Origin of the sequence: uncultured Bacteroides sp., assembly GCF_937912035.1 — a bacterium.
Lineage (GTDB): Bacteria > Bacteroidota > Bacteroidia > Bacteroidales > Bacteroidaceae > Phocaeicola.
In genome coordinates this window covers 1-18028 of sequence record NZ_CALDPF010000007.1, presented here as the reverse complement: position 1 = coordinate 18028, position 18028 = coordinate 1, and the positions used below count along the sequence as shown (strand labels likewise).

Annotated in this window: 17 protein-coding genes; 12 read left to right on the top strand and 5 right to left on the bottom strand. The window is 38.0% G+C overall.

The window, feature by feature from the left end:
- The first annotated feature begins 106 nt into the window (after window positions 1-106).
- The 3 genes from Q0486_RS00910 to Q0486_RS00900 are packed head-to-tail and all read left to right on the top strand — an operon-like array spanning window position 107 to window position 2808.
- The gene (locus Q0486_RS00910) at window positions 107-1015 is read left to right on the top strand and encodes a glycoside hydrolase family 25 protein (protein WP_299229404.1); all 909 of its coding nucleotides are present in this window, start codon (window positions 107-109) and stop codon (window positions 1013-1015) included.
- A 43-nt stretch (window positions 1016-1058) separates the two neighbouring features.
- The gene (locus tag Q0486_RS00905; protein ID WP_299229401.1) at window positions 1059-1427 is read left to right on the top strand and encodes a YccF domain-containing protein; all 369 of its coding nucleotides are present in this window, start codon (window positions 1059-1061) and stop codon (window positions 1425-1427) included.
- 40 nt (window positions 1428-1467) lie between these two features.
- On the top strand, window positions 1468-2808 hold the full coding sequence (locus Q0486_RS00900) for an MFS transporter (protein WP_299229398.1): 1341 nt from the start codon (window positions 1468-1470) through the stop codon (window positions 2806-2808).
- A 134-nt stretch (window positions 2809-2942) separates the two neighbouring features.
- Here the strand turns inward: Q0486_RS00900 and prmA are convergent, their stop codons facing one another.
- A complete protein-coding gene (gene prmA, locus Q0486_RS00895; protein WP_299229395.1) occupies window positions 2943-3788 on the bottom strand; it encodes a 50S ribosomal protein L11 methyltransferase in 846 nt (281 codons plus the stop codon).
- A gap of 170 nt (window positions 3789-3958) precedes the next feature.
- Here prmA and Q0486_RS00890 point away from each other — a divergent pair, with 170 nt between their 5' ends.
- The 4 genes from Q0486_RS00890 to Q0486_RS00875 all read left to right on the top strand — a co-directional run bounded on the left by Q0486_RS00890 (window position 3959) and on the right by Q0486_RS00875 (window position 11765).
- Window positions 3959-5248, top strand: a complete 1290-nt coding sequence (locus Q0486_RS00890) for a hypothetical protein (protein ID WP_299229692.1) — start codon at window positions 3959-3961, stop codon at window positions 5246-5248.
- Window positions 5249-5279: 31 nt separating this feature from the next.
- The gene (locus Q0486_RS00885) at window positions 5280-6911 is read left to right on the top strand and encodes a hypothetical protein (protein WP_299229392.1); all 1632 of its coding nucleotides are present in this window, start codon (window positions 5280-5282) and stop codon (window positions 6909-6911) included.
- Window positions 6912-7034: 123 nt separating this feature from the next.
- Window positions 7035-8204: a transcriptional regulator gene (locus Q0486_RS00880; RefSeq protein ID WP_299229389.1), complete on the top strand. Its 1170-nt coding sequence runs from the start codon at window positions 7035-7037 to the stop codon at window positions 8202-8204.
- A 180-nt stretch (window positions 8205-8384) separates the two neighbouring features.
- Window positions 8385-11765 carry a DUF2723 domain-containing protein gene (locus tag Q0486_RS00875; RefSeq protein WP_299229385.1) on the top strand — a complete coding sequence of 1127 codons (3381 nt, stop codon included), beginning with the start codon at window positions 8385-8387 and terminating at the stop codon, window positions 11763-11765.
- A gap of 288 nt (window positions 11766-12053) precedes the next feature.
- Here the strand turns inward: Q0486_RS00875 and Q0486_RS00870 are convergent, their stop codons facing one another.
- From Q0486_RS00870 to Q0486_RS00855, 4 genes are all read right to left on the bottom strand, one after another.
- Window positions 12054-12491, bottom strand: a complete 438-nt coding sequence (locus tag Q0486_RS00870) for an RNA-binding S4 domain-containing protein (protein WP_299229382.1) — start codon at window positions 12489-12491, stop codon at window positions 12054-12056.
- A gap of 2 nt (window positions 12492-12493) precedes the next feature.
- Complete coding sequence (gene pth, locus Q0486_RS00865) at window positions 12494-13057, bottom strand: aminoacyl-tRNA hydrolase (RefSeq protein ID WP_299229378.1); 564 nt, start codon at window positions 13055-13057, stop codon at window positions 12494-12496.
- Window positions 13058-13098: 41 nt separating this feature from the next.
- Entirely contained in the window at window positions 13099-13704 is a 606-nt protein-coding gene (locus Q0486_RS00860) for a 50S ribosomal protein L25/general stress protein Ctc (RefSeq protein WP_299229375.1), read from the bottom strand.
- Window positions 13705-13904: 200 nt separating this feature from the next.
- Window positions 13905-14282, bottom strand: a complete 378-nt coding sequence (locus Q0486_RS00855) for a DUF3276 family protein (RefSeq protein ID WP_299229372.1) — start codon at window positions 14280-14282, stop codon at window positions 13905-13907.
- Window positions 14283-14458: 176 nt separating this feature from the next.
- Here Q0486_RS00855 and nusB point away from each other — a divergent pair, with 176 nt between their 5' ends.
- The 5 genes from nusB to Q0486_RS00830 all read left to right on the top strand — a co-directional run bounded on the left by nusB (window position 14459) and on the right by Q0486_RS00830 (window position 17851).
- Window positions 14459-15382, top strand: coding sequence for a transcription antitermination factor NusB (gene nusB / locus Q0486_RS00850; protein ID WP_299229369.1), 924 nt, complete (start codon window positions 14459-14461; stop codon window positions 15380-15382).
- A 51-nt stretch (window positions 15383-15433) separates the two neighbouring features.
- Entirely contained in the window at window positions 15434-15742 is a 309-nt protein-coding gene (yajC, locus tag Q0486_RS00845; protein ID WP_299229366.1) for a preprotein translocase subunit YajC, read from the top strand.
- 13 nt (window positions 15743-15755) lie between these two features.
- Window positions 15756-16772: a YbbR-like domain-containing protein gene (locus Q0486_RS00840; protein WP_299229363.1), complete on the top strand. Its 1017-nt coding sequence runs from the start codon at window positions 15756-15758 to the stop codon at window positions 16770-16772.
- 5 nt (window positions 16773-16777) lie between these two features.
- On the top strand, window positions 16778-17380 hold the full coding sequence (gene coaE, locus Q0486_RS00835) for a dephospho-CoA kinase (protein WP_299229360.1): 603 nt from the start codon (window positions 16778-16780) through the stop codon (window positions 17378-17380).
- A 66-nt stretch (window positions 17381-17446) separates the two neighbouring features.
- Window positions 17447-17851, top strand: a complete 405-nt coding sequence (locus tag Q0486_RS00830; RefSeq protein WP_299229358.1) for a DUF5606 domain-containing protein — start codon at window positions 17447-17449, stop codon at window positions 17849-17851.
- Window positions 17852-18028 lie beyond the last annotated feature (177 nt).

Here is an 18028-nt window from a genome sequence, read left to right as displayed (position 1 = left end):
CACAGACAAGCAACAGAGTATGTATGCTCCTGTGGTGATTCTTTTACTATAGTATATGTACTTGTAATTTAATTCTCTGTTTGATTTTATAATATTAATTTTAACCATGATAAAAGAACCGAAAGTTTCTGTGGAGAAGAAGGTTTCAAAAAAGCCTGCCACAAGGCATAAACCGTTGCAAACAGCAAATGGCAGAAGTCGCAAACCGGTTAGGACTAAATCTTCCACTTCAAAGAAACAGTCACAGTCTGTAAAACTGTCGGATACAGCACATTACGTATTAATGGCAGTCGGTGCATTGATATTCGTGGTCGGATTTTATTATTTCTTCATACGTCCGTATTCCTACAGGTGGAAGCCGTGTTACGGAATGAAAGCCTACGGAGTTTGTCTGCCATACGGATATGCAGTACATGGAATAGACGTTTCCCATCATCAGGATGAGATAGACTGGCAAGCATTGAAAAGTGTCCAGTATGCGCAGTTTCCAGTACGCTTCGTATTTATAAAAGCTACAGAGGGAGGAGATTTTAAGGATAAGGCTTTCGACTATAACTTTTCCGAAGCTGACAGCACTCATTTTATACGTGGTGCCTACCATTTTTATAATCCTAACACAGATCCTATAAAGCAAGCGGATTTCTTTATAGACAATGTAAAATTGAAAGCGGGTGACTTACCTCCGGTACTTGATATAGAGAAAAGGCCTAAGGATGCGGTGAAGTTGAAAAGAGATTTGTTGATATGGCTTAATAGAGTGGAAAGGCATTATAAAGTAAAGCCGATATTATATACTTCTTATAAATTCAAGAACAAATACTTGTCCGATTCTGTTTTTAATACATATCCTTATTGGATTGCACATTATTACGTAGATTCGGTGAGATATGAGGGGGAATGGAAATTCTGGCAGCATACGGATGTCGGTACTTTACCTGGAATTAATGAGCAAGTCGATCTGAATGTATTCAATGGGTCAATGAGTGATTTACTGGAGTTGACTATTAAGGAATGATATAACAAACAATTAATAACTAACACATATTATCTTCATTATTATGAACATTCTGATGAACATTCTATGGATAATCTTAGGTGGGTTATTCGTATGTCTGGAATATGTTGTTTCCAGTTTCCTTCTTATGATAACTATCATAGGAATTCCTTTTGGTCTCCAGACCTTAAAGTTGGCAATGCTTGCTCTTTTCCCCTTTGGAGTAAAAGTTCAGAGTACTCCAGCCGAAGGTGGATGTTTGAATGTATTCATGAATCTCTTATGGATTCTATTGGGCGGAATATGGATTGCTCTTACTCATTTACTTTTCGGGGCATTATTATGTCTCACAGTGATAGGAATACCTTTCGGTATGCAGCATTTCAAACTCGCTGGACTGGCTTTGACTCCGTTTGGTAAAACTATATCATGAGATACTATTTATTTTTTAACCATTAATACATTTAAAATTGATGACAAAATTCTCTCGTGCGTTCTGGACAGCCAATTTGTCGGAACTTTTTGAACGTATGGCCTATTATGCCATCTTTATCGTAATTACACTTTATCTATCTAACACATTAGGCTTCAACGATATTGAAGCGAGTCTTATCTCAGGTCTTTTCTCCGGAGGGCTTTATTTTCTTCCTATGTTTACAGGAGCTTTTGCTGACAAGATTGGTTATCGTAAGGCTATACTGATAGCATTTACGCTCTTAACAATAGGATATCTTGGATTGGGTATGCTTCCTGTCATGCTTGAGTCTGCTGGTCTGGTAGAGTACGGCGAAAAAACTCATTTCACAGGACTTGAAACAAGCAGTCTGCGTCTGCTCATTGTGCCTGTAATGGTGATACTTGTGATTGGAGGTTCCTTTATCAAATCTATAATTTCTGCTTCTGTGGCCAGGGAAACAACATCCGAGACACGTGCGCGCGGATATTCCATTTTCTATATGATGGTAAATATCGGGGCATTTACTGGTAAATGTTTTGTTGATCCTATGCGTTCGATAGTAGGTGATGAGGCTTACATATATATCAATTTCTTCTCTGCTACGTTGTGTTTCATCGCTCTCCTTACCATATTCTTTTTCTTCCATTCTGCCAATACATCGGGTGAGGGAAAAAGTATGGCAGAAGTGTTCCGTGGTTTGGGAAAGGTGTTTACCAACGGGCGCCTCCTGTTGCTGATATTGATAGTAACAGGCTTCTGGATGATACAGCATCAGATGTATGCCACAATGCCTAAGTATGTAATCCGTATGGCTGGTGAAACTGCTAAGCCAGGGTGGATTGCCAATGTAAATCCATTCGTTGTGGTAATATTTGTGAATATAATTACTCAACTTATGGCAAAGCGCAAGGCTCTTACATCAATGGCAGTAGGAATGTTCCTTATCCCTCTTTCTGCATTGATTATGGCATCCGGAAATTTGTTTGAAGGAGATATTTTTGGTATGCATCCTATTACGGTGATGATGATTGCCGGAATTGCAGTCCAGGCACTTGCTGAGTGTTTCATATCTCCACGATACATGGAATTCTTTTCATTGCAGGCTCCTAAAGGTGAGGAAGGACTGTATCTCGGATTCAGCCATTTGCACTCATTCCTTGCTTCAGTAATTGGTTTTGGTTTGTCAGGTATTCTTCTCACAGCATATTGCCCTGACCCTGCACTTTATGATTCTGTAGAAGCGTGGAAAGCCGATGCGGCCAATGCACATTACATCTGGTATTGGTTTACTGGTATCGGTGCGGTTTCGGCTATTGCACTTATTATTTATGCCAAGGCTACAAAGAATGTGAAATAAGAAATTTTAATAAGATAATATAAAAGACGCATAATGAAAAAGGTCTTGTCTTGACCAGTCATTATGCGTCTTTTGTTTTGAAAACGTTTTACAATATATTTTCAAATACTTTTCATCTCATCTTATCGGTATGATCACCCCATTATAAGTTTCACTGCTGCCCAGTTGTTCTTTTCTCGATAGTGTACAAATTTCAGTCCCAGACTTTCACCTTTACTACGGATAGCATCAATGTCTTGAACATAGAATCCGCTCATATATATTTCAGAACCTTCGTGCATGCATGCAGTATAAGCGGCCATATCGTTTAGAAGAATGTTTCTGTTGATGTTTGCTATTATCACATCAAATGGCTTGCGTCCTTCGAGAAGTGATGCATCACCTAATTCTACTGTGATATTGTTGATGTTATTAAGTGCTATGTTATCGCGAGAATTGTTTACACACCAGTCGTCGATGTCAATAGCGGTTACAGGGTCTGCACCTCTCATGCTTGCAAGGATAGCCAGAATAGAAGTTCCGCAGCCCATGTCGAGTACCGATTTACCTTTCAGGTCGGCGTCAAGCAATTCTCCAAGTATAGAGCTTGTTGTCTCGTGATGTCCAGTTCCGAAAGCCATTTGCGGATTAATGACAATATCATATTCAGCTTTAGGATAGTCCTTGTGGAACGTACTGTGTATCACGCATCTGTTGTCTATCACTATTGGCTGGAAGAAATTCTTTTCCCATTCTTCGTTCCAGTCTTTGTCTTCAGGTTCGGTTATGGTATAAGTGATTTCAGTTTCTGAAACAGGAAAATCTGCTATTATACTTTTCAATGCATCTTCATCAAAGAGTGATTGCTGTACGTATGCCTGCATACCACCTTCGCATTCTACAAAACTTTCAAAACCTGTTTCTGCTATGAGTGCTGACAGAATGTCTGTTACGGTTTCATTGCATGGATTTACAGTAAATGTAACTTCGAAGTATTTCATATTCGGATTTTTTTGTTTTATTTATAGTGCAAATATACTCAAAATAGGGAAATCCCTATGATATATTAGGGAATTTCTATATCGAGTATGATATTATCATATTATATTTGTACGTAAATAAAAGTATGACGAAATAAACTTATAAACTAAAAAAACAAAAAGATATGAAGATGAGAAGAAAAGTACTGGCTTCCATGCTGTTTGCTTTCCTGCCGTGGTTGGCAATGGCTCAGAGTACTGACGACCTTTATTTTATCCCAAAGAAGGAGAAAAAGACTGAGGTGAGTCAGAAGGTTGGAGTAGTACCTAAGGAAGTCTCAAACAAAACGATTAACGAATTGCCTTCGAATACGGCTATAGTTGTTAAAGATGTAAAGGGAAATGTGCGTGATGTTGACGAGTACAACCGTCGATATACATCTCGTGACAATACATTTACCTATGATAATGATACTCTCTATATCGAAGAAAAACCATATAGTGAACGTGGTGAGTGGGTAAATGGTTTCCAAGGTTCAGACATGGACTATGAGTATGCAATGAGAATAGTACGTTTCCGTAATCCTAGATATGCTATTCCTATAAGTAGTCCTCTTTATTGGGATGTAGTTTATGGAGCTTTTCCTTCATGGGACTGGAATGTATATGATGATGGCATGTACGCTTATATTTTCCCTACATATACAAACAGTTTGTGGTGGGACTGGAGATGGTCATACGGTTTCTATGGTCCAGGATGGGGATTTGGTTTTGGATGGCATTCTCTATGGTACTCTCCTTGGTATTATGGTGGATGGTACTCACCATGGTATGCCGGTTATTGGGGTGGATACTGGGGAGGTTATTGGGGAGCCGGATGGTATCATCACCACCATTATCCTTATTATGGATGGAACAGTGGTTGGTATCGCTCAGGACATTCAGACTACAGACCGGGCAGATATCAGTCGTATAACAGGGGTAATTCAATTGCCGGTTCAGGTTCGTCGTATACCAGACGACCACAATCATCATCTGCAATTGCTACGAATAGAGCTAATACGGCAACCAGACGTGCGTCTGTTGGTAGGGTGGTAACAGGTAGTAATACTAGAGGTGAAGTTACACAGTCTGTAAGACCGGGTAGAACTGCTGTAAGAAATCAAGGAATATCAACTGGTACAAGTACTGGCGGTACACGTGTAAATTCAAATAATATGTATACACGTCCTAATACGGGAACATATACACGTCGTAGTACTACTAATATTGACAGAACTGGTTCGAATTATAATCGCCCAAGTAGTACCAGACGAAGTTCGGACTATTATAACAATAATAATAGCAATACAAGAAGTACTTTCCAGCGCTCGAACACAACTTCGTCAGGAAGCAGTTTCAGCAGAAGTAGCAGTAGTTATAGTAGGTCGTCTGGAGGTTCTGTATCCCGTTCAAGTGGTGGCGGCAGTCGTCGCAGATAATCAATAGGTTGTTCTTCATAAATTTAGAATAATGAAAAGGATAAATATTTTTGCTATATTGACAATGTCCGTATCGGTATTGTTGGCACAAACACAATATGATGCAGCCCGTTTAACAGGAAATGAACTTAATGGAACAGCTCGTTTTGTAGGTATGGGTGGCGCAATGGGAGCTTTAGGAGCTGATATATCCGTAATAGGAACAAATCCTGCAGGTATTGCTTTGTTCAGGAGTCATAATGTTGCAACTTCATTTGGCTTTAACAAGAATATGACAAGCAGTACGTTTAATGGTACCAAAGTAAATGACAGTCGTACAAAGGCGTCATTCGATCAGATAGGTTTTGTCTATTCAAACAAGATTGGTAACAAGACTAATTTGAGGTATCTTAACTTTGGATTTAATTATCACAAGGCTGCGAACTTTAACAGGCAATTCACTTCAAAAGGTGCATTGAATGGTTCTTCTTTAAGCTGGCAGATGACTGACATGATGATTGGTGCAGGATATGGTTCACAAGAAAGTTATGATAATGTTCTTGATGCTGATAATCCATATACATCAGAATATTTTTATGGAACACCATTCCTTGGTGCTATGGGAGCCAGAACAGGACTTGTTGACGGCAGTACAGACGAACAAGGATTCTATATGATGGGATGGAACGGTGATATGGGTGAATACTATAGTCGTGAAGAAGGAGGTATCAACCTGTATGATTTCAATATGTCTTTCAATGTTCAAGACCGTTATTATTTCGGTGTGACACTGGGTGTGTATGATGTAAATTATAATCGTTATTCTTCATATTCGGAAACTCTTCTTGATGATAATGGAGCAGATAACGGTAATTTTACATTGAACAACTGGTTCAGTACTCGTGGAACTGGTTATGACTTGAAGCTTGGATTTATAGCCCGTCCGTTTGAATATTCTCCTTTTAGAATAGGTTTTGCAATACATACACCTGTTTGGTATATGCTGACAGACAGATATACGTCAACATTAGGTACGGATATATTTGCTATGCCTGAACCTTATACAGAAAACCTTTCGGACTATCTGAATCCGGATTATGTGTGGGACTACCGTATGCGTACACCGTGGAAGTTTAATGTGAACATGGGTACTACGTTCAGTGGAGTATTGGCAGTAGGAGCAGAATATGAATATTCTGACTATTCTTATATCAATTATAAGGACTATAATGGCTACGATCTTTCCAACTCGAACATTGCTACAGATAAGTATCTTAAAGGGGTACATACATTAAAACTCGGAATGGAAGCAATGCTTACACCGTCATTCAGTTTCCGTGCGGGATATAATTATATAACTTCTGCATTTAAGGATGGTTCAGTCCGTTATGTGCCGAACGTTGAAACAATGAACGATAAATATATCTGGTTTGATGAAACACGTACTGATCCTGAATATCATAATATCAAGGCACGCAATACCATAACCTTAGGATTAGGTTACAGTGGCAGAGTAATATATGCTGATGTTGCTTATAAATACGATTTTTATAAGTCAGACTTCTATATGTTCGACGATTATCAGTTTGCTAATGATGGAGTTACAGTTGTTGACAGAAACAATTCAGCATTGGTCGATCATAACCGTCATCAGGTATTGTTTACTGTAGGTTGCAGGTTCTAATCATTTTCATCTTTCATATACAATATCTTTTGTTTCATCCGGCCTGTTTTTTTATCAGGTCGGATGATTTGTTATATGCGGATATAAGTATTACATTTGCATTATATATAAAGGTGTAATTCTATGAGACATATTTTATTGTTTATATTTTCATTCATACTTTGTTGTTTTGTGGTTTCATGTAATTCTGCCGGTAATTATTCAGCAGACGTTTCAAGTGATATTGCGGCTTTGTTTGAGCGTGCCGGATATTACGAGTCTGAAGGAGATGCTGAAAATGCCATGATATGTTACCTTAGTGTTGTTGACATGTTGAAAGAAAAACAGGATACGGTGTTGAAGGTTTCTGCATATACCCGGTTGGGAGATTTTCATTTCAGATACGGAATGTATGAGAAAGCGGTAGAGAATCACCGTGAGGGGTACAACATAGCCCGAAGGATAGAAGATGACAGACTTTTGTGCGAGTCGGCTGCAAAGTTGGGACTGGATTATATGATGCTCAATCAGAAGGACACTGCCTTATATTTCATGGACAAGTATCGTCAGGTTGCCTTTGCAAAAGGCTTGCAAAATGTTTTCAAGGATGAATATGGACTGTTTGCTCTCAATCCGCAAAAAGATGATTTTGCCTCTTTGGTAAATACTGTAAAGGCAGATTCGCTGGGCTGTTTGAAGCGCAGGGAACAGCTCATTTCGTTGGAGGCTGATTTTTTGCACGAAAAGTATTTGCTGAGGAAAGAGGAAACTGAAAAAAGCAATGTCGTGAATGCGGCCAGTGCAATATTGGTTTTCGGTATGTTGTCTGCATTGTCTGTTTGCTTTTATCGTGGCAGAAGAAAAGCTGAAAATAGCCTTTCCTATGCTATACAAGAGAATATATGTAGAAAGAATTATTTTGACAATCGTGAATCGGACTTGTGCCAACAGGAAAAACAGTTGAAAATGCGCGAGTCGCAATTATTGTCCGAGACAAACATCATTGCAGTTACACTGATAAACAGGTTGAAGTCTTCACCCTCGTATATGCCTGTTAAAACACCTGACGAATGGAATTGCCTTTTTTCATTTGCTGAAACATTATATCCTGGATTCTCTGAGACGATAGATTCTGCAGACGGATTGACGGAACGTGACAGGGAAATAAGTTGCCTTACTAAACTGGGATTTACTACAGGACAGTTGGCTGTATTTTATGGAATATCACCTGGTTCAATTACTAAGGCTAAATTCAGAATTCAAAAGAAAATAGAGGCTGGCCGTGTCTCGGAAATTTCTGCCCGAATGGCCTGAATGTCAAGACGGGAGAAGGTGTTGTACAGCAAATGTCTGCATCGCTTTCTCGAAGCTTTGATGTAAATCCATTGTTTTTCAGATAGATACGTTCTGACTCCGGTTGGTACTAATGTCCGTATCGCTATTGTACGATTGGTTGATAATCACACTAACTTTGTCTGAAAAACAGAGTAAATTATGTGTGCTTACAAACGAGTTAATCTGATTTGCGGACTTATAGCGTTTCTGATATCTGCTGTGGTTTATATTCTCACGGTAGAACCGTCCGCCAGTTTCTGGGATTGTCCTGAGTTTATTCTTTCGGCTTCGCGCCTGGAGGTCGGTCATCCGCCTGGTGCTCCATTCTTTATGTTGGCTGGTAATGTGTTTTCTCTTTTTGCATCTTCGCCGCAGGATGTGGCGTATTGTATTAATGTGATGAACGCACTTCTCAGTGCAGGATGCATATTCTTTCTGTTTCTCACTATAACGTATCTTGCGTCGTCGCTGATATATGCCGGTAAGGCCAGAAGCGAATATACGTCGTCTTCAATAGCCTTGATTATGTTGTGTGGATTTACCGGAGCCCTGTCGTATGCTTTTACGGATACATTCTGGTTTTCGGCGGTAGAGGGGGAGGTATATTCTTTTTCATCATTTCTCACGGCCCTTACGGTATGGATTATTCTAAAGTGGGACGAAGAGTCCGCGAGTGTTTTTTCCGATAGATGGATTGTCCTTATGTCATATATAATCGGTCTGTCAATAGGAGTGCATTTGCTTAATCTGTTGTGCATTCCCGCTGTCGGACTGGTAGTGTATTATCGTAAATTCTCCAATTATGGTCTAAAAGGATTATTATTGTCGCTTGCCGTCAGTATGATGGTCATAGCTGTAGTGCTATATGGAGTAGTGCCGGGTGTAATGAAGATGGCAGGAATTTTCGAACTGTTTTTTGCCAATACACTCGAAGCAGGATATAACATAGGTATGATAGTCTATTCCGTGATATTATTCATATTACTTATTATATCGTGTATTGAGAGCGTGAGAATGCATGATATCCGTGTTGTATTGTTATTGATATATCTTTCTGCATTGATGTTGGGGGTTACGTTTCAGGGTAGTATGCCACTTACGCTGTTTATATCGTTTGTGCTTGCCGCTGTGTTATGGTTCTTTTACAAGAAAACCGCTCATGACAGGTTGTGGCGTATGTCGTATGTAGTCAGTTTCTGCATGCTTATGCTTACTGTTGGTTATAGTTCGTATGCCCTTATACTGACACGTTCGTCGGACAATACGCCTATGAACCAACAGTCTCCAGAAGATCCTTTTACTCTTCGTGATTATCTGGGGCGCGAGCAGTATGGTGATACTCCATTGCTTTATGGTCAGTCTTTTGCATCTGTACGTGCCTTGAAGGAAAAGGATGGATATCTGATGTACGATTATGAAGAAACAGAGGATATATATAGAAGGAAGAACTGGACGACAGATACTGCCAAGACTCGTAAGGATGAGAAATATGTGGTCACAGGAAGTAAAATCAGTCCTAAGTATGAGGACGTCACTTGTATGCTTTTTCCCCGAATGTATAGCGAAAGTCATGCGGACCAATATCAGGCATGGATTCCTGGAGGTATGAAAGGAAAGCAGGTTACTTTTTTTGATAAGGCTAAGGGTGAAAATGTGTCTGTAAAGGTTCCTGCGTTTATGGATAACCTGAAGTATTTTCTTTGTTTTCAGGTTAATTATATGTATTGGAGATATTTCTTTTGGAATTTTGTAGGACGTCAGAATGATATTCAGGGTAATGGAGACAGGATAAATGGAAACTGGATTACGGGAATTGGTTTTATTGACAGATTGTTCGTTCTCGATAATGAGTTGCTTCCGTCGCATCTGGAAAATAATAAAGGTAGAAATGTATATTATGCATTGCCACTGATATTGGGACTTATGGGTATCGTGTGGCAATTGAGAACAGGTGCTGTCGGAAAACGTCAGTTTAATGTCGTGATGATATTGTTTTTCATGACAGGTCTGGCTATTGTTCTATATATCAATCAGGTTCCTATGCCGCCCCGTGAAAGGGATTATGCTTATTCGGGCTCTTTCTATGCCTTTGCTATTTGGATAGGTTTGGGTGCCGCAGCCCTCTTTTATACCATAAAGGCAATATTCAGTAGGATAACAGATTGCGTGGGAATGACTTTTTCTGCAGTGATATGTGCAGGTCTTGTACTGTTGATTGTTTCGCAAACATGGGACGATCATGACAGGAGCAACCGCTATCTTTGCCGCGATATGGGATATAACTATCTCAATACTCTTCAGGAAGAAGGAAATCCGATACTGTTCGTGAATGGTGATAATGAAACGTTTCCGCTATGGTATGCACAGGAAGTTGAGGGAGTGCGGACTGATGTTAGGGTGTGCAATCTTATGTACCTGACCGGTGGATGGTATGTCGACCAGATGTGCCGCCCTGCACATTCTTCTCCAGGTTTGCCTGTATCCTTCGAAAGAAAGTATTACAGAGACGGTGTGAACGATGTGGTGCGTGTTAATCCTGTAACAGGATATACCGATGATGGGAAGCCGGTCCGTATAAAAGATCAGATAGAAGCATATTATAATGACCATCCGGGGGAATATCCTTTTGGCGAGGATCCGTGGGAATGGAAAAACATAGTCAGATACTGGCTTACCTCTGATGATGAATCCATGCGATGTATCCCGACGGATGAGATACACTTCAGCATTGATGAAGATGCCGTAAGGCGTTCGGGAATGTATATTCCAGAGGATATTGAAATACCGGAAACCATGACAGTGAACCTTAAAGGGAGATCATATCTGACAAGAAGCGGTATTATACTTGCCGACTTGATAAGCAATTGTAATTGGGAACGTCCTCTTTACGTAGCCAAATCGATGCAGATAGGTGAGTATCTTGATTTGGATGATTACCTTGTGCTTGAAGGTATGGCTCAAAGGATTGTTCCGTTCAATGCGCGAAAACTCGATAAAACGGTTGATGCAGACAGATGTTATGAAAACATAATGAATCAATATTTATATGGAAACCTGTCAGACAATTCTGTCTATTTCGATGAGACGAACAGACGAATGGCTATCACCATGCAGAGAATGATATGCGGAGCTGCGGAATGGATTAAGTCTAACGGAGATTCGGTACGAAGCTCAGCTATGGCATCAAGATGTTTGGACGAAATGGCAAGCAAAGATATTATCCTTGAAAAATATTCGTGTGCCGACCGCCTGGTATTACTCTCAGAATCAGAAACTCACGACGGTATATATCGTGATGTGATGAATTCACGTATTGAATATGCTTTGTGGTATCTTTCGTTTGCTGATTCTGATTTTGTTGAATATTCGGATGATTTCTTACGTATTCTTTACAATATAGATTTCAGTACCGTGGACAGTAGATATAGTGATGTGTTGAATATGTCAAGAGAAAGATTTTTATCGTTGGGGATGGATGATTATGCGGATTTTGTAAGCAAAATGAAACATAGCAGCGATATTCGATTATTTTCAGAATAACTACAGTTTTATTAGGGTAGAAAGCTGTTTTTTGTAAGTATTAATATAGGGTGTTTTCTGATATGTACATCATAAAATTTATCAATAAATTGAAATACAGATAGATAAGTCTTTTACGTGTACATCATAATTTTTATCGGCAATAGTGTTTTGTAAGTATCTTTGCATACGTAAGAAACACAAAAACACCCATATATTTTCATTCTATATCTTTAATCGCTAGAAAGCCGTATCTTAATATCATTGCTCATGGATATTATTGATACGGCTTTGTTTTATTTTCTGATGTCAATCGTTTTCATTTTCCTCTTCCTCATCTTCTTCGAAATCAAAATCGAAATCATCAAAGTATTCAGGGGTAAAGAAGTCATCCAGACTGCGCCTGTCTTTTTTTGTCGGACGGCCTGTTCCTCTTGCACGGTCAATGAATCCGCTGATTTTACTCATCTCAAGAAGTTCATACTGATCTGGTGTAGTGACATTTTCCATTATTTCAGGAACAAGTTTGGCACCTACACGCTTTTCTATAGCTTGCAAAACTTTAAATGAATATGTTATTGGAGATTTCTTTACATTGATGATATCCCCTGGCTTTACCATTCTTGAAGGTTTTACCTGAGCTCCGTTAATACAAACTCTACCTTTTTTGCATGCATCAGCAGCTATGGTTCTAGTCTTGAATATTCTTGCCGACCACAACCATTTGTCAATTCTTGCTTCCGCCATAATTATTTGTTGTTATATTGGTTCATGGTAATATTGAGTCCGGCCAGACAAAAACTCTTTATAATTTCGCCTGCAAGTTCTATTCTTTCAGGAAGTATTTTTCTGGCTTCATCATCAAATTCACCCAAAACAAAATCAATCTGTCCTCCTTTTGGGAAATCATTACCTATACCGAAACGCAAGCGTGAATAGTTTTGTGTTCCAAGTGTTGCCGCTATATGTTTAAGTCCGTTATGGCCGGCATCACTGCCTTTACCTTTTAGGCGTAGGGTACCTATTGGCAATGCCAGATCGTCTACTATAATAAGAACATTTTCCAGTGGTATTTTTTCCTGTTGCATCCAGTAACGTACAGCATTTCCACTAAGATTCATATAAGTAGATGGTTTGAGCAATACTAGTTGCCTGCCTTTTAATGACATGTTTGCAACAGCACCATAACGCTTGTCGCTAAAAACAATATTGGACGCCTTAGCAAGGGCGTCCAATACCATAAATCCTATATTGTGACGGGTGTTACGGTATTCATCACCGATATTTCCCAATCCTACTATCAGATATTTCATTAAATACGGATTTGTAATGTATTAGTTGTTTAAACTATTACTTATTTCTTACTAGCAGCTGCTGCAGCCTGAGCACCACGAGCAGCACGAGTCAATTTAACTGCACATACGACAGCTTCTTTTGCGTTCAAAAGCTGCAATCCTTCGTAGTTCAAATCTCCAACTTTAATAGTTTTACCAAGACCTAAGTTAGTAACGTCTATTATGAGTTTTTCAGGGATTAAGTTGTATAAAGCTTTAACTTTAAGTTTACGAACCTGCAATGCTAATTTACCACCGGCTTTAACACCTTCAGCAAGACCTTCCAATTTAACAGGAACTTCCATTACGATTGGGTTAGTTTCATCAATCTGCAAGAAATCCACATGAAGAATTCTGTCAGTTACAGGGTGGAACTGAATGTCTTTCATGATAGCAGTTACAACCTTACCGTCAATATTCAAATCAACTACGTAAATGTGTGGTGTATATACCAAATTACGTAAACCATCGTTAGTAACAGTGAAGTGTGTTGCTACCTGATTTCCATTTTCATCTTTGTTGATTCCGTACAATACGCATGGAACACTGTCACACTTACGAAGTTCGCGAGTAGCTTTCTTGCCTGTTTCAGTTCTCAAAGAACCTTTAATTTCAATTGATTTCATTTTCTTAAAAATTTTGTGTTACTCTAAATTAAGTTGAATAAAAAATTGCTTAATTCGCCATCACACGATGTGGTATACACACGATGAATTTAAAAAAGCGGTGCAAAGATATGCCTTTTATTCTAATTAGCCAAACAATGTATCGTTTTTCTTCTTTTTTATTTATATAATATAGTTCTTATTTGATTATAATATTTATTTCAAAAGTCTATGTCTATTTTAATATCAGACGATGATTTGAAATCATTTCCTTCCCCATTTTCAGCCAAATTGCTGTTGTCGACAGTAAAATCAGACGTCTTATTTTCCTCTATAAATTTAATGGCCTCTTGAATACCGTTTAAAAATTTCTCGAAATCCTCTTTATACAAGAATATTTTGTGCTTTTCGAAACTTACAGCAGGGGAGACACCTTCACCGGAAATAACCTTTTTGCTTTCTGTGATTGCAAGAAACATATCATCTTTCTTGTTCTTTCTTACATCAACATAATAAATTCTTTTTCCGGCTTTAATTGCTTTTGAGAATACAATCTCTTTGTCTGTTTCAGTCATACTTTTCTTTTTTAAATCTTCCATAGTCACTATATATAATAAATAAATCGTGCCCAAAGTTGAATATTTTTTTTTTATGTACAAAGAAACTATGTATAGAATTTATTCTAAAAGTGAAAAAAAATAGAAAAATACGTACTTATGTTGTCAGTAAGGAATAAAATGATTAATTTTGTCCGCTGAAATTTCATCTTATTAATATGATAAACAGAGTTCTTATTCGTCTGAAAATAGTTCAGATTATTTACGCTTATTATCAGAATGGCGGTAAAAACTTGGATACTGCAGAGAAAGAGTTGTTCTTCAGTTTATCCAAAGCGTACGATTTGTACAATTATCTTTTGCTTCTTATGGTGGCTGTAACGCGGTATGCTAATAAGAGAATTGATGCTGCGAAGAATAAATTGGCACCTACAAAAGAGGAGTTATCACCTAACATGAGGTTTGTTGAAAACAAGTTCATTGCCCAACTGGAAGCTAACAACGATCTTAATGCCTTCGTTGTAGCCCAAAAGAAAACATGGGATAATGAAGAGGATTTCGTTAAGTCTCTTTACGAAAAAATCCAGCAGAGTGATATATATGCCGAGTATATGTCTGCAGAGACAACATCATACGATGACGATCGCGAGTTCTGGAGAAAAATATATAAAAATATAATTTTCAATAATACAGAGCTTGATGAGGTACTTGAAGACCAAAGTCTTTATTGGAATGATGATAAAGAAATAGTAGACACTTTTGTTCTTAAGACAATCAAGCGTTTTGATCCTAAAAATGGTGCCAAACAGGAACTTCTTCCAGAATTTAAGGATGAGGAAGATCAGGACTTTGCGCGCCGTTTGTTCCGTCGTGCCATAATGAATGCCGAATATTATCGTCATTTGATAGGTGAGACGTCCAAGAATTGGGATTTGAACCGTGTAGCGTTGATGGATGTTGTGATAATGCAGATTGCACTTGCTGAAATTCTTAGTTTCCCGAATATTCCTGTAAATGTATCATTGAATGAATACGTTGAGATTGCAAAACTTTACAGTACTCCTAAAAGTGGTGGATTTATCAACGGTACATTGGATGCAATAGTTAACAAATTAAAAAAGGAAAATAAGCTGACAAAATAATGATATATTTGTCAGCGAAACTTAATACTAATCAAATTAAATAAAGAAACTATGAACTTATTGACAGTAATGCTGCAAGCTCAGGGTGGAGCAGATTATTCTTTCCTGATAATGATGGTGGCTATTTTTGCCATTATGTATTTTTTCATGATTCGTCCTCAGAACAAGAAACAGAAGGAAATTGCTAATTTCCGTAAGACTCTTGAAATAGGTCAGTCTGTTATTACTGCCGGAGGTATTTATGGCAAGGTAAAAGAATTGGAAGATAATGCTGTGGTAGTTGAAATAGCTCCAAGTGTAAAGATAAAAGTAGATAGAAATTCAATCTATGCTGATGCTCAGGCACAGGTAAATAAATAAAAACTATTTTGATATGTTGTTCGGTAAAAAGAACATCAAAGATATTTTTAGAGACATTTTTGAAAAAATCAGAAACTTCCTGCTTACTGAAAAATGCAGGGAGTTTTTGATTTTTTCTTTTTTTGTTGCTGTTTCATTTGGTTTTTGGATGTTGCAGACGCTTGATGGAACCTTCCAGACGGAATTCAGTATACCTTTAAGATTAAAGTCTGTACCAAAGGATGTTATAATTACGTCAGATTTGCAGAATGAAGTAAAGGTTAAGGTTGAGGATAGAGGAACCGTTTTGTTGAATTATATGCTTGGACGTTCCTTCTTGCCCATATCGATAGATTTTGCAGATTACGATAATTCTTCCTCTAGTGTACTGCTGTCTTCTGATGATTTGCGTAAGAGAGTAGCTTCGCAGTTAAATCCAACTACAAGATTGCTGTCGGTTTCTCCAGATTCCATAGGATTTATATATTCACGTGGTGATTTTAAGAAAGTTCCGGTCTCAGTTAGCGGTGATATTGTTCCGGCAATGCAGTATTATGTATCTGATATAACAATTGTTCCTGATTCAGTTGTAATATATGCGCCAGCTAAGGTGTTAAAAAATATTCAGACTGCATATACTGTACCTCTTGAGTGTAAAGACATTTCTGGGAAAACATCATTACGGACATCTTTTAAAAAAATTGATGGTGTGAAATATGATCCCCAGTTTTGTGATGTTTCAATTTCTGTTGACATGTATTCTGAGAAAACAGTTGATGTTCCTGTTGTAGGTTTGGGATTTCCTGATAATAAGACACTTCGTACTTTCCCGTCAAAGGTAAAAGTAACATTTAAGGTGGGGCTTTCTGATTATTCGTCAGTTCAGTCATCGGATTTTCTGATAGGGGTGCGATATGATGATGTAATCAATTCAGGTACAGACCATGTAACTTTAGTGGCTACAACCACGAATCCGGCAGTGTCAAATATAAGGGTAAATCCTTCAAGTGTAGATTATTTGATAGAAGAGACGGTTAAAATTAAAAGATAAAAATAATGAAAGTCAGATTGGGTATTACAGGTGGTATAGGAAGTGGAAAGTCTTTTCTCTCAAAATTGTTGATTAAAAAAGGAATACCTGTTTTTGATTCAGATTTTGAGGCTAAAAGGTTGATGCTGACAGATGATGAGATAATATTCTCGTTGAAATCTTTGTTAGGAGAGCATGTGTATCAAGATGGGGAAATCAACAAGCCACTTTTGGCCTCGTATATATTTACATCTGCTGAAAACGCTTCAAAAGTGAATTCAATAGTGCATCCTTATGTAAAAAATGAATTCTTAAAGTGGGCAGATCGTTATTTTTTGTTGGGATATAATATAGTGGCTATAGAGAGTGCTATATTGTTTGAGGCTGGCTTTAATGATATTGTGGATAAAATAGTTATGGTCCATGCCCCACTTGAAATTAGAGTTGACAGGGTAATAGAACGTGATAATACCAATAGAGAAAAGGTTATGGAGCGTATTAAATCACAAATGGATGACGACGTCAAAATTTCAATGTCTGATTTTGTTATTGAGAATGACGGTAGGTTTTTGCTTGACAGCCAGGTTGACAAACTTATTTCAGAGTTGCAGCTTATAAAAGATATTTAATATCTTGTGTAATTCGAATGTGAGTTGTATTTTTGTTCGGAATTTATAAATAAAAATGATAGAAATATGTTGAAAACAATTTTGGCCATATCCGGCAAACCGGGATTATATAAGCTTATTTCGCAAGGAAAGAATATGCTTATCGTTGAGTCTGTAAGTCCAGACAAGAAGCGTTTACCAATTTATGCTTCTGATAAAGTTATTTCGTTGGGTGACATTGCAATGTATACTGATGCTGATGAAGTTCCACTGTCTGAGGTTTTTGAGGCAGTAAAGACAAAAGAAGGTGGTAACAAGACATCTTTGGATTATAAAAAGGCATCAGCAGAAGAGTTGGGTGAATTTATGGCAGAGGTACTTCCTAATTACGATAGAGACAGAGTTCATCTGAGTGATATAAAGAAGCTTATACAGTGGTATAACCTATTGGTATCAAATGGTATTACAGAATTTGTAGAAAAGGCTGAGTAAACTTTATAGAAGTATTTACGGAGATATAGGGAGCTACCGCTAAATGCGGTAGCTTTTTTGTTGTTCCAAATTCATCTCGATGCAGGGGATAAAAAAAAGAGTCCCATAATCAGGACTCTTTGTAGAGCGGAAGACGGGGCTCAAACCCGCGACCCTCAGCTTGGAAGGCTAATGCTC

What these genes read in the sequence shown, in the direction of transcription:
- Q0486_RS00910 (WP_299229404.1), top strand. Translation starts at nt 107, where the DNA reads ATGATAAAAGAACCGAAAGTTTCTGTGGAGAAGAAGGTTTCAAAAAAG.
- Q0486_RS00905 (WP_299229401.1), top strand. Translation starts at nt 1,059, where the DNA reads ATGAACATTCTGATGAACATTCTATGGATAATCTTAGGTGGGTTATTC.
- Q0486_RS00900 (WP_299229398.1), top strand. Translation starts at nt 1,468, where the DNA reads ATGACAAAATTCTCTCGTGCGTTCTGGACAGCCAATTTGTCGGAACTT.
- prmA (WP_299229395.1), bottom strand. Translation starts at nt 3,788, where the DNA reads ATGAAATACTTCGAAGTTACATTTACTGTAAATCCATGCAATGAAACC.
- Q0486_RS00890 (WP_299229692.1), top strand. Translation starts at nt 3,959, where the DNA reads ATGAGAAGAAAAGTACTGGCTTCCATGCTGTTTGCTTTCCTGCCGTGG.
- Q0486_RS00885 (WP_299229392.1), top strand. Translation starts at nt 5,280, where the DNA reads ATGAAAAGGATAAATATTTTTGCTATATTGACAATGTCCGTATCGGTA.
- Q0486_RS00880 (WP_299229389.1), top strand. Translation starts at nt 7,035, where the DNA reads ATGAGACATATTTTATTGTTTATATTTTCATTCATACTTTGTTGTTTT.
- Q0486_RS00875 (WP_299229385.1), top strand. Translation starts at nt 8,385, where the DNA reads ATGTGTGCTTACAAACGAGTTAATCTGATTTGCGGACTTATAGCGTTT.
- Q0486_RS00870 (WP_299229382.1), bottom strand. Translation starts at nt 12,491, where the DNA reads ATGGCGGAAGCAAGAATTGACAAATGGTTGTGGTCGGCAAGAATATTC.
- pth (WP_299229378.1), bottom strand. Translation starts at nt 13,057, where the DNA reads ATGAAATATCTGATAGTAGGATTGGGAAATATCGGTGATGAATACCGT.
- Q0486_RS00860 (WP_299229375.1), bottom strand. Translation starts at nt 13,704, where the DNA reads ATGAAATCAATTGAAATTAAAGGTTCTTTGAGAACTGAAACAGGCAAG.
- Q0486_RS00855 (WP_299229372.1), bottom strand. Translation starts at nt 14,282, where the DNA reads ATGGAAGATTTAAAAAAGAAAAGTATGACTGAAACAGACAAAGAGATT.
- nusB (WP_299229369.1), top strand. Translation starts at nt 14,459, where the DNA reads ATGATAAACAGAGTTCTTATTCGTCTGAAAATAGTTCAGATTATTTAC.
- yajC (WP_299229366.1), top strand. Translation starts at nt 15,434, where the DNA reads ATGAACTTATTGACAGTAATGCTGCAAGCTCAGGGTGGAGCAGATTAT.
- Q0486_RS00840 (WP_299229363.1), top strand. Translation starts at nt 15,756, where the DNA reads ATGTTGTTCGGTAAAAAGAACATCAAAGATATTTTTAGAGACATTTTT.
- coaE (WP_299229360.1), top strand. Translation starts at nt 16,778, where the DNA reads ATGAAAGTCAGATTGGGTATTACAGGTGGTATAGGAAGTGGAAAGTCT.
- Q0486_RS00830 (WP_299229358.1), top strand. Translation starts at nt 17,447, where the DNA reads ATGTTGAAAACAATTTTGGCCATATCCGGCAAACCGGGATTATATAAG.